Raw genomic sequence first — 11,609 nt, forward strand, 5'->3', positions numbered from 1 at the left:
CGAGGCGGAGAAGGCCGCGTTGCAGGCCACGCTCGCGAAGACCGACTCCGAGATCGACCGCCTCGTGTACGACCTGTACGGGCTGACCGCTGAGGAGATCGCGATCGTGGAGGGGGAGCGGTGATGGAGTGCGCCAGGAGGTCCCGTGGTCGGTAGTAGCCGCGCCCCGCAGGGCAAGAGAGCGAAGCCCAGGCTCGTGAAGGACAGCGCCTTCGTCCTTCAGTTCCGCGTCGAGCTTCTCGGCATCGAGCCCCCAATCTGGCGGCGCATTCAGGTCCCCGAGGACTACACCTTCTGGGATCTCCACGTGGCGATCCAGGACTCGATGGGGTGGTTCGACAGTCACCTGCACGCGTTTCGGGTCGTGGGCATCGCAGGCGACATTGGTGTTCGCGACGAGGATGAGATCGGTCCGTCCGAGACGCGACCCGGGTGGAAGATCCCGATCCGTGAGACCTTCAACGACGGCAGCCCGCTTGCGGCCTACGAATACGATTTCGGCGACTCCTGGGTCCACGAGGTGCGCTTCGAGGGCTACTTCCCGACCGAGAAAGACATCAAGTATCCGCGCTGCCTCGACGGCGCCCGACACTGTCCCCCGGAGGACTGTGGAGGTGTCGGCGGGTATGAAAACTTCCTGCGTGTCATCGCCGACTCGAAGGACCCGGAACACGCGTCCATGCTCGAATGGGTCGGCGGATCGTTCGACCCCGGGGAGTTCGATCCGGCCAAGGTCGAGTTCGACGACCCGAAGGAGCGGTGGCGGATCGCGTTTCAGGAGGCCAGCGAGTGATCTCGGATCGGCCCCTGCGGTCATCGAGAAGGAGACATGCCCCACAGGAGAGCCGCTTGAGAGACAAGAGGGAACCCCTCTCACCTCGAATGGGGCACTCGCTCTTGAAGTGGTTCAAGGACTTGGGGCAGCTCAGGGTGATCCCGTGCGGGAGGAGCACAATGGGTGAAGTCGTAACCTACCAGGCAGGGGCCTTTTCCCAGGTCAACCTCGAAGACGGGTCGAAGCTCCTCGTGTCAATCGGGCCTCTGGACGTTCGCATCTTCGGACTCCACGGAGGACCCCGTGGTGACCCGTTACTGAACAAGCTCCTGTGGGTCTACAACCCCGGCAGGCTGTGGCTTCTGAAGTGGTTCTTTCTCCGGAGCGCGAGAGACGCTTTGCTACAGTCGATCGTCACTACACTCGTTAGCTGCACGGACCTGCCCGCGGCGCGGGACAGCCTCGGTGCTCTTACGGAGACACGACCTGCTTCCGAGGCACGCATGACCCCTGCCCAGTGGGCCCGTTTCGCTCTTGATCAGTTGTTCTCCGAGAAGTGGGATCGTCTGCGTCGTGAGTTTCACGGCCGGGAGACTTCCCGGAGCGGGTCCGTGGCAGAAATCGACGATGTCCATTTCATCACGGCTCTACTTGGCGCGCAACTGCAGCTTCTGGGTTTCGCCTCAGTCCATGCCAATGAAGACGTGGGGATCGAGGTGACCGCCCTGATCCACGGGGAGTATTTCGAGCGCGTGCCACCTCAAGGCCGAGATCTGTGCGAGTCCACATACACCTACTCCAATCAGCTGATCGCTGAGTATGGCCGCAAAGGTATGTCCGGATATGGTGCCATCGCTGATGGCCTCACACATTGTCTGGGGCTTCGACCAGAACATCCAGACACCAGGAGCTTCCGTGCGACATTGGAGGCAGAGTTTGCCGCTCTCGGAGAGACGTGGCGCGCTGATATTCGCGCGAACTGTCAATAGGCGCCTCGTAGTTGCCACCGTCTCCCCAGGGAGAGGTCGCCGGCCGTCTCTGCGCAAGCGGATGTACCTGTGGAGATTGCCAGAAACCGGACGGAGCCTCTCCCTCGGTGCGGAGCCCCAGGATGACGAGGATGGCAGCATAGCGGGCAGAGCCTGCGGCAAACGCCGCGACTCTTTACGTGGAACGTCGGCACGTCGCGGGGCGGACTTGGGCTATCCTGCGACACATTCCAGGTGAGACCCTGGAAAAGGAGAGGGGAAGGTTCGGATCCAAGAGAAATGGCTCTGTGGGTGGGACAATAGGAGTGGCCCGTCAAGAGAATAGAGCCTCATAGAGAAAGCCACCCTCGTGTCCCCGAGTTCCACACTTCGACCCTGGAGTGCCAGCCGTGCGAAATCGACGCAAGTCGTTGAGGGCCCTTGAAGAGACAGTCGCCAAGCTGAATCTGAGAATATCCCAATACCTTCTGGGGAAACTCCGCCCAACCTATTCTCCTCAAGACTCAAGCATGCTTGCCGCCGCAACTACGGCCGCCCTCTTCGGCGAACCTCCGGATGACCCGCGTGTAGCGGCCTACAGGCAAATCATCCGGAAGACATCACGAGAGTAATTGAGGGCGTCACGGACGATGTGATTCTGCGTGGAGTAGTGACAATTGCCGTACGCTACTATATGTACTTGGAGTGTGAAAGGAAGAGTGGAAGGGCATCACGCGCAGTGCGCGCCATGGAGCAATTGGAGCGCCTTGGCATTGCTGTTCCTGACTATGGTGGTCAAACCCCGGAGCTTCTCACCGAGATCGCCAGACTATTCCTGCCATCACTTACGGGCACGCCGAATGGGCCTCATGAGTCTTTCAATCTAGAGAACAATGTCGCGCTGCAGGCAGCGATCCAAAGACTTGAGACCCTCTTCCCACCCCCCTTGGAACGCCCCGTTGTCCTGGCCGATGGATTGGTGCTGGGGGAAGAGGATGTTGTCCAAGAGACTGTGTTCAAACTTGAAGAGCGAGGCATTCTCAAGGCCGGCCTTCGTGTTTATGGCCGATACCCCATCACTCCCGTGGGGATGACGAAGAAAGAAGCGGCCGAGCGCCTGTCAATGGAATACGAGGTGTTTCGAGCTGAATGGGAAGGGAAGAGCTCGGATCAGTACATCTGGTATCTCGAAAGGGCGACCCGTCGAAGAGAGAGAAGAGCGGAACGGGAGTTGTCTGCGGGGCCGGATCCGGACGTTGAGGGAAGAGGCATGAGCACCGGGGTGAAGATCGTTCTTGCCCTCCTGGTTACCCTTGTCGTGGTGAGTATCTACGCAGTACTATCCTACTCCCCATAGCCCCGATGTCGATGAGGGCCCTACTGGCGCCACTCGCTTTCGCGCATCGTGCGCCACGCGTCTCCCCAGGCGGCAGCGCGAGGCGGAGAGGCGCCCGACGGCCCCGGCGCCCCGTGTCGCGCGTGTGCGCGAGGGACACAGGCGGCATCGCTCGGCGTAGCGTGCGTCGGCGCGTGGAGCCTGCGCGTGAGGCCCCTGCGCCCTGTGGAGCGCGTGTGCGCCCGTTCCCCAGGCGGCAGCGCGGCCGCCCCTGCGTTGGGTTTGACGATCTCGGCGTTCTCGTGGAAGGCACAGATACGGTACGCATCCAAGAAGAGCCCCGTGGAGCCCTCGGCCAGCCGAGAATCTGCCCGGCCTGACGGCCGGAACCGGCAAGGATGGGATCTTGGTGTCAGGCTACGGAATCCTGCCGCTTTTTATGAAGTCTCGTAGTCCGGCACCGAATACCCGTTTCATGTACTCCGTTCCGTAAGTTCGGAACGCCCCCCTGGTCCCCGTCCCCCGTGTCCCTATCTCCGGTATCGGTAGTACGCGGCGCAAGCTCCCTCGGAGGAGACCATCGTCGCCCCGAGAGGGTGCTCCGGAACGCAGGCGGTTCCGAACGCCGGACACTCCGGCGGTTTCTTTATGCCTTGAAGGATGAGACCGCTGATGCAGATCGGGGACTCCTCGGCCGTTCGCGAGGCGACGTCGAAGCGCGTCTCCGCGTCGAACGCCGCGAACTCCTCGGCGAGACCGAGCCCGCTCCGAGGGATCGACCCGATGCCTCGCCACTTTCGGTCGGTCACGCGAAAGACGCGGGCGATGAGGGCGCGCGCGGCGGCGTTCCCCTCGTCGCGCGCGGTGCGGGCGTACGCGTTCTCCACCTCCGCCCTTCCTTCCTCGAGCTGCCGGACGACGAGAAGAATCCCCTGAAGGATGTCGAGCGGCTCGAAGCCGGTCACGACGATCGGGACGCGGTGCTTCTTCGCGATCGGAACGTACTCCTCGGTCCCCATCACCGCGCAAACATGCCCCGCCGCAAGGAACCCCTCGACCCGATTCCCCGGCGAGGAGAGGATCGTCTCGATCGCCGGCGGCACGAGGACGTGCGAGACGAGCACGGTGAAGTTGCGAAGGCCGAGCTCGCGCGCCTGAAAGACCGCCATCGCGTTCGCCGGCGCGGTCGTCTCGAAACCAACCGCGAAGAAGACCGTCTCCCGCTCCGGGTTCTCGCGCGCGATGCGGACCGCGTCGAGAGGCGAGTAGACGATGCGGACGTCCCCTCCCGCCGCGCGCACCGAGAGAAGATCGGTCTCGCTTCCGGGAACGCGGAGCATGTCGCCGAACGAACAGAAGATCACGCCGGGGCGCGAGGCGATGGCGATCGCCCGGTCGATCTGCTCGATCGGCGTCACGCAGACCGGGCAGCCGGGACCGTGGACGAGCGTGATCTCTTCGGGAAGAAACGTGTCGACGCCGAAGCGGACGATCGAATGCGTTTGCCCGCCGCAGATCTCCATGATCGTTCGAGGGCGAATGGTCGCCCGTCGAATCTCCTCGGCGATCCGGCGCGCGGCGGCCGCGTCCCGGTACTCGTCGATGTACTTCATGTCTCTTCCCGGTCGGCCGCCTCGCCCATCTCGCGGAGAAGCTCGAGCGTCTTCCGAGCCTCTTCTTCGTCGAGCGTGCTGATCGCAAAGCCGACGTGGACGATGACGTAATCCCCGACGCCCGCCTCGGGAACGTACGCGAGCGCGACGTCCTTCACCACGCCGCCGAAATCGACTTTCCCCATTCGCGTGAGCGGATCGTCGCCCGAGATGCTCCGGATCTTCCCCGGAACGGCGAGACACATCAGCGTTCCTCCTCGGGGGGACGCGCGCGCGCCGACGACGACGCGAGCGCCGCCGCTTGTCCGAGCGCGATCCCGCCGTCGTTCGGCGGGACCCTCTGATGCCAGTACGGGCGGAAGGCGCCCGCGCGAAGCGCCCGCACCGTCCTTCTCAAGAGATAGTCGTTCTGCCAGCAGCCGCCCGTGAGAAGGACGCGCTCCTCGCCCACCTCGCGCGCGACCGCGGCGATCGAGGAGGCGAGGGCGTTGTGGAACTTCGCGGCGATCGCGCCGGCACTTGTCCCCCGCGCGGCGTCCTCCAGGATAGCACGGACGATCGGTTCCCAGTCGACGAGGAGCCGGTCCTCGCCGCGCGCGAGGCGGAACGGATACTCCTCGTCGGGCGCGGAATCGGGAATCGCGAACTCGAGCTCCATCGCCGCCTGTCCCTCGAAGCTCATCGTCTGGCGGATTCCGAGAAGCGAGGAGACCGCGTCGAAGAGGCGTCCCGCGCTCGTCGTCACGGGAGACTGAACGCGTTTCGCGAGCATCGTCCGAAGAACCGCGCGTTCTTCCTGTGAAAAGGCGCGGAGCGGGAGAAGGTCGTCCCGACCGAAGAGGTCCTCGCCGAGCATCTCGAAGAGAACGCCGAGCGCGCTCCGCCGCGGCTCGCGCGCCGCCGTCTCGCCCCCGGGGAGAAGAAAGGGGCGAAGCGACGCGACGCGCCGAAAACCGTCGTCGACGACGAGAAGAAACTCGCCTCCCCAAACGCTTCGGTCCGGTCCGTAACCGGTCCCGTCCCACGCCACGCCGAGCACTCGTCCCTCGAGCTCGTTCTCCGCGCGGCACGCAAGGACGTGCGCGTGGTGGTGCTGCACACGCTCGACCGGAGGGCCGAGCATCTCGGCCTCTCGCGTCGAGAAGTAATCCGGATGAAGATCGCACACGACGCGCTCCGGGCGGATCTCGTGAAGCGCGGCGAGCGAGCGGATCGAGCGGCGGTGCGCCTCGCGCGACTCGGCGGTGTCGAGGTCCCCGATGTGCGGCCCGAGAAAGACGCGCTCTCCGCGCGCGACCGCGACCGCGTTCTTGAGGTGCGCGCCGACCGCGATCGACTCCGGGACCGATCGCCCGAGAGGGAGCGGAAGCGGCGCGTAGCCGCGGGCTCGACGAAGAACGAGCTCCCGGCCGAGCGTGACGCGCGCGATCGAGTCGTCGACGTGCCTCTCGATCGGCCGGTCGTGAACGAGAAAGCGATCGGCGATTTCCCCCAATCGCGCGAGCGCGTCCTTTTCGTCCGTGCAGATCGGCTCGTCGGAGAGGTTGCCGCTCGTCGCGACGATCGGGAAGCCGAGCGCGCGAAGAAGAAGATGATGAAGGGGCGTGTAAGGAAGCATGAGGCCGAGATACGGGTTCCGCGGCGCGACCGACGGCGCGATCCCGTCCCCTTCCTTCCGCCGGAGAAGCACGATCGGCGATTCGGGCGAGCGAAGAAGGCGCTCCTCGAGATCGGAGACAGCGGAGATCATGCGCGCATCTTCGATCGAGGGGACCATCATGGCGAGCGGCTTCTCCTCGCGCCTCTTCCTTGCGCGAAGCCGGCGCACCGCATCTTCGTTCCGCGCGTCGACGAGGAGATGAAACCCGCCGAGCCCCTTCAGGGCGACGATGAGCCCGCGGCCGATCGCATCCGCCGCCTCGAGAAGGGCGTCGTGTTCGCTCGACCGAACCGCTCCCTTCGGATCCCAAAGCGCGAGACCGGGACCGCACGCCGGGCACGCGGTCGGTTCGGCGTGGAAGCGGCGGTCGCGCGGGTCTTCATATTCCTTCCGGCAGCGGGCGCACATCGGGAAGATCCGCATCGTCGTGCGCGAGCGGTCGTAGGGAAGAGCCTCGATGATCGTGAAGCGCGGCCCGCAGTTCGTGCAGTTCGTGAACGGATAATGAAACCGTCGATCATTCGGGTCCAAGATTTCTCGAAGGCAATCCGGACAGGTCGCGACGTCCGGAAGAACGAAGGCGCTCTTCTTTCCCGACTCGTCGCTCGCGAGGATCGCGAAGGGACCGAGCCCGGACGGATCGAGGAGACGGCTTTCGAGGCTTTGGATGAACGCGAGGGGAGGCTTCTCCCGTTCGAGGCGAAGGAGAAAGTCGGCGATGCTCTCTTCGTCCCCCTCCGCTTCGACGAAGACGCCGGAGGAGGAGTTCCGCACGTGCCCCGCGAGCCCGAGGGAGGTCGCCAGCCGGAAGACGAACGGCCGGAAGCCGACCCCTTGCACCGCTCCCCGAATCACGACCGAGGCGCGCACGCGCTTCCCGCTCACGATCCCTCCCCGCGCGCGGCGGCGCGCGCCGATCGCCCGTCCGTAAACATAGCAAACGGGGCTTCCCTTCCCCAACCGGGAAGGGCGCTTGACGGAGGATCGCGGGCGCGCGTACCTTCCCCCTCGGAGAGGCACGATGGGCGAACCGCTTCACGTTCTCGCGATCACGGCGCACCCGGACGACGCGGAGCTTCTCATGGGCGGGACGCTCGCCCGGGAGGCGGCGGAGGGAAGGCGGGCCGGCGTGCTCGACCTCGCGGCCGGCGAGTCGGGAACGCGCGGGGATGCCCGGGCGCGCGCGCGCGAGGCGGAGGAGGCGGCGGCGATCCTCGGGCTCGCGGCGCGCGAGAACCTCGGGCTTCCGGACGCGCGGATCGAGAGGAGCATCGAGAACCGCCTCCGCATCGCGGAGCGGATCCGCGCGCTCCGCCCGGAAGTCCTCCTCATCCATCACGCGGGCGGAAGAAACCCGGACCATCACGCGGCGTCTCTTCTCGCGCGCGAGGCCGCCTACACCGCGGGGCTCGCGCGGATCCTTCCGGGGACGGCGCCCCATCGGCCGCGCAAGATCCTCGAGGCGGTCTCCTTCCTCGATGCGCCGATCCGCCTCGTCGTCGACATCACGCCGGTCTTCGAGACGAAATTGCGCGCGCTTCGCGCGTTCGCCTCGCAGTTCGAGGGGGCGTTCGAGGCGGGGGACATCCTCTCGAACGGCGCGGACGATCTCTTCGAGCAGGTGACGTTCCGCAATCGCGCCTACGGGTCGCTCGTCCAGGTCCCCTTCGGCGAACCGTACTTCATGCATGAACCGTTTCTCGCGACCGATCTTCTCGCGCTTCGGGGGCGCTCGCTGTAGCACGCTCTGTGAGGCGGTGCAGGGCTTCAACGGTTCGATCGCGGACGCGCTTCCCCGCGATCAGAAATCCGCGGCGAGGGTGAAGAAGGAGATCGGGGGCCCGAGGTTCCGGCGGAAGTCGGTGAGCTGGCCCCAGTCCCAGCGGAGCACGAAGAAGCCGAGGTTGACTCGCGCGCCGAAGCCGTACGCGAAGCCGTACGCGTCCTCCACGCGCCCAGTGATCGGCTCCGCCCGCACGAGCTGCATGGGCGCCATCCTCTTTCCGTCGCCGTACCAGCCTGCGGCTCCGTCGAGGAAGACCACGCCGTTGATCCCCCGAAGGTCGAGAGGAAGGGGCCAACCGAAGCGCACCTGCTCGATGAACGGATAGCGGAACTCGAGGTTGAGGAGCCCGACGCGCGTGGCGCGGAGATCGCCGTAGTCGATCCCGCGGAACGTGTACGGGCCGCCAACGCGGAAGTACTGGAGGTCCTCCCCGACGGTTCCTCCCGCGATGAGACGCCCGGCGAACGTGAAGCGGTGGCGGAGGTTCAGGTACTTCCGATAGTCGACGATCCCCGTTCCGAAACTGAGATCGCCGAAGGCGTGCTCGACCGAGACGCGCGACCGGCTTCCGTTGATCGGCCCGGTGTATCCGTAGAGAACATTGTCCCGCACGAGCGCGAGGAACGGCTCGGCGAAATACTGCGCCTTGCCGCGCACCTCGCGGTACCCATAATACGACTCCACGTAGATCGAGTTCGTGATCGACTCGCCCCGCAGGCCGAACTCGACGCGCGAGAACTTCGAGAACGGCCGGCTCCCCATGAGTTGGATCCCGCGATAGACCTGGCTCTGGAATTCCGGGTTGGTCTCGGCCGTGTAGAGATAGTAGTCGTTGCGATACTGATAGAGGGCGACGCCGTAGTTCATCCGGCGGGTCAAGTTCGCGTAGGAGAGGTAGAGGTCCGCGTCGGAGAGCGATCCGTAGATCCCGGCGGCGAAGCTGATCGTGTGGTTTCCGAGAATGTCGCTGAAGGAGATCGCGCTCTGCCCGAGGAAGCCGACGTTGGACGCGAACGCCGCCCCCCCGTAGACGAAATCTTGCGTGAAGCGGAGCCCGTAGCGTTTGTGCTCGAACTCCGAAGTATCGGGGAGCGCCTCGAGATCGGATCCGCCCGCCGCGCGCTCCTCGAGACGCTCCGCCTTCGGCGCTTCTCCCTCGGGGAAGACCGCGCGGAGATCGAAAAATCGGTACGAGGCCCCCTTCGCCGAGGAGGCGGCCGGCGGCGGATCGGAGGGCGCTTCGTCGAGGAGGAGACGCGCCTCCTGATCGGCGAAGTCCGCGAGTGAAAGAGGGGCCGCCTCGCCGCGCGCCGAAGACCCGTCGGACCGCGCGATCACCGCCGGCATCGGCTCCTCCTCCGGCCGCGGAGCGGGGGCCGGAACCGCCTTCAGCCGGAGTGGGTCGTTTAGGACATAAAGGTTCCATGTCCCGCGCGAGAAAGCGGAGAAGACGAGCACCTCTCCGTTTCGCGACCAGCTGATCGGCGGCGCGCTCGGAATGATCCCCGTGATCCCCGTGATGATGTTCGTCAGCGGAAAGACGCGCTCTGTCTCGAGCTCCATCGCGTAGAGATTCGACACGCCGCCCCGGTCGGAAACGAAGAGGATCTCCTTCCCGTCCGGAGACCATTGAGGGGTGATGTTTTTCCCTTCCATCCCGGGAAGGACCTTCACCTCGCCGGTCGCGCGATCGAGAAGCGCGATCCGCAAGTCGCCGAACACGAGCTTCTCGAAATCGGTCCCGCTCCCGCGATCGGTGGCGAAGGCGATCGTCTTCCCGTCGGGGGACCAGGCCGGATCGAGGCACGCGTAGCGGTCCCCCGTGAGGCGCGTGAGCTCCTCGCCGTCCGCGCGGCACGTGAAAAGATTCGACCGCCCCCCCTCGAGCGCGACGAAGACGAGGTGCTCCGCGTCCGGAGACCAGGAGGGAGAGAGAACGCCGTCGAAGCCGAACGTCAGCTTCCGATGCACGCGGCGTCGATCCACGTCGTAAATGTAGATCGCGTCCTCCGCCCCGACCTTCGCGGGGAACGCGATGAAGCGCTCGTCCGGCGACCAGCTGATCGACGTGCGGAAGAAGCGGAGCGATTCGAAGCCCCCCGTCCGCTCTCCCTTGACGAGTCGGCTCAGGATCTTGCCGTCCTTCGTGCTCGCCAGGTACATGTCCGAGTACATCGCCCGGTCCGAGACGAAGACGACTCGTTCTCCGCTCGGCGAGACGGCCGGAGCAAGATTGATGTTCGAAAGATCCTTCTCCGGATCGGTGATCGCCCGCGCGATCTTCTCCGGCTTCACGTAGTCCGCGATCTGAGGGAGGTACGTGCGGCGGACGTCCTCGAGCCACTCGTCGGAGAACTTGTTCAAGGGGATGCCGAGGACCGACTGGAAGGCTTGGTTCACGCCGCCCACGCGGGGCGTCGCGCGAAGGATCTCGCCGATCTTCTCATCCCCGTACTTCTCGCCGAGGAACTCGAAGATCGATTGCCCGAAGCGATACACGCGGATGTCGCCGACTCTCGAGAGCACCTCGATCGGGATGAGGTAGCCTTGAAGAGCGGCGTCGCGGAGCCACATCTCGGTGTGCCGGTCGATCGCGGGTTTCGAGAGGTACTCGCACATCCCCTCCATGAACCAGAGCGGCGGAGAGAACCCGAGCGTGTTCGCGACCACGCTCCCCGAGGAGCCGAAGAGGATCTCCACTTGGAACGCGTGCACCATCTCGTGCGTGAGAACGTGCTCGAGCTCCGCGTACGATCCGGTGAAGGGGAGCACCACGCGGCGCTTCAAGAACTCGGTGAGGCCGCCGGTTCCCTCCTCGATGAGGGTCGTCGTGATGTTCGTCTGTTGGAAGTCGGAGTGGGAGGCGTACAGAATGAGCGGGATCGGCCGGACCATCTCGTAGCCGAGAACGCGCGACAGGCGGGCGTAGGATCGCTCCGCCATCCGCGCGGCGTCGATCGCCGCCTCCTTCTCGCTCTCGTAGTAGAAGACCTCGAAGTGCTCCGTCTTGATGATCTTCCAGTCGAAATCCTTGTACTGGACCTTGTTCTTCCCGAAGTACTGCGCCTCGGCGCCGCCCATGAGGCCGGAGAGGAGAAGAAGAACCGCCGCGATTCGAACCCGAGCCGTCATCGAAACCTCGGAGGGAAGGGGCTACCCGCAAAGAGTATACCCCCGTTTCGGCCGCACGGCAAAGGACGGGGCGGGGCGGCGAGGGCGGGGGTGTTTCAAATCGACTTGTAGTGCCAGGCTACGAAATTGGGGATGTCGTAGGCCCGCCCTGAAACCCGAAGCCTCCATGCGACGCCGATGTCGGAGGAGGAGTGCAGACCGAATCGGCAAGATGTCCGCGAGATTCCCGGCGATGGGATGTTATTCTTCTCCAAGCGCCTCGAGATCCGCAAGGTCCTTCTTCCGTCCCGTCGCGCGTTTATTGGCGATGAACTCTTCTCGCCCGATGAAGTGGACAGG

Annotated in this window: 8 protein-coding genes; 4 read left to right on the forward strand and 4 right to left on the reverse strand. The window is 65.0% G+C overall.

Annotation, left to right across the window (positions count from 1 at the left end):
- Positions 1-196: 196 nt before the first annotated feature.
- The 3 genes from FJY73_12445 to FJY73_12455 all read left to right on the forward strand — a co-directional run bounded on the left by FJY73_12445 (position 197) and on the right by FJY73_12455 (position 3,100).
- Complete coding sequence (locus FJY73_12445; protein ID MBM3321476.1) at positions 197-793, forward strand: plasmid pRiA4b ORF-3 family protein; 597 nt, start codon at positions 197-199, stop codon at positions 791-793.
- Positions 794-849: 56 nt separating this feature from the next.
- Positions 850-1,764 carry a hypothetical protein gene (locus FJY73_12450; GenBank protein ID MBM3321477.1) on the forward strand — a complete coding sequence of 305 codons (915 nt, stop codon included), beginning with the start codon at positions 850-852 and terminating at the stop codon, positions 1,762-1,764.
- Between the two features lie 736 nt (positions 1,765-2,500).
- On the forward strand, positions 2,501-3,100 hold the full coding sequence (locus FJY73_12455; protein ID MBM3321478.1) for a hypothetical protein: 600 nt from the start codon (positions 2,501-2,503) through the stop codon (positions 3,098-3,100).
- 509 nt (positions 3,101-3,609) lie between these two features.
- On the opposite strand, the gene hypD is transcribed toward FJY73_12455, so the two are convergent.
- The 3 genes from hypD to hypF are packed head-to-tail and all read right to left on the reverse strand — an operon-like array spanning position 3,610 to position 7,237.
- Positions 3,610-4,692: a hydrogenase formation protein HypD gene (gene hypD / locus FJY73_12460; GenBank protein MBM3321479.1), complete on the reverse strand. Its 1,083-nt coding sequence runs from the start codon at positions 4,690-4,692 to the stop codon at positions 3,610-3,612.
- Positions 4,689-4,937 (reverse strand): HypC/HybG/HupF family hydrogenase formation chaperone, encoded by a 249-nt coding sequence (locus FJY73_12465; protein ID MBM3321480.1) that lies wholly within the window; start codon positions 4,935-4,937, stop codon positions 4,689-4,691. Before FJY73_12465 ends, hypD begins: the two co-directional genes overlap by 4 nt.
- On the reverse strand, positions 4,937-7,237 hold the full coding sequence (hypF, locus tag FJY73_12470) for a carbamoyltransferase HypF (GenBank protein ID MBM3321481.1): 2,301 nt from the start codon (positions 7,235-7,237) through the stop codon (positions 4,937-4,939). Before hypF ends, FJY73_12465 begins: the two co-directional genes overlap by 1 nt.
- Positions 7,238-7,373: 136 nt before the next feature.
- Between hypF and bshB1 the strand changes: the two genes are divergently transcribed.
- Positions 7,374-8,093 carry a bacillithiol biosynthesis deacetylase BshB1 gene (gene bshB1, locus FJY73_12475; GenBank protein MBM3321482.1) on the forward strand — a complete coding sequence of 240 codons (720 nt, stop codon included), beginning with the start codon at positions 7,374-7,376 and terminating at the stop codon, positions 8,091-8,093.
- 60 nt (positions 8,094-8,153) lie between these two features.
- Here bshB1 and FJY73_12480 read toward each other — a convergent pair whose 3' ends face one another.
- Positions 8,154-11,270 carry a PD40 domain-containing protein gene (locus FJY73_12480; GenBank protein MBM3321483.1) on the reverse strand — a complete coding sequence of 1,039 codons (3,117 nt, stop codon included), beginning with the start codon at positions 11,268-11,270 and terminating at the stop codon, positions 8,154-8,156.
- Positions 11,271-11,609 lie beyond the last annotated feature (339 nt).

Source organism: Candidatus Eisenbacteria bacterium, assembly GCA_016867715.1.
Classification (GTDB): Bacteria; Orphanbacterota; Orphanbacteria; order Orphanbacterales; family Orphanbacteraceae; genus VGIW01.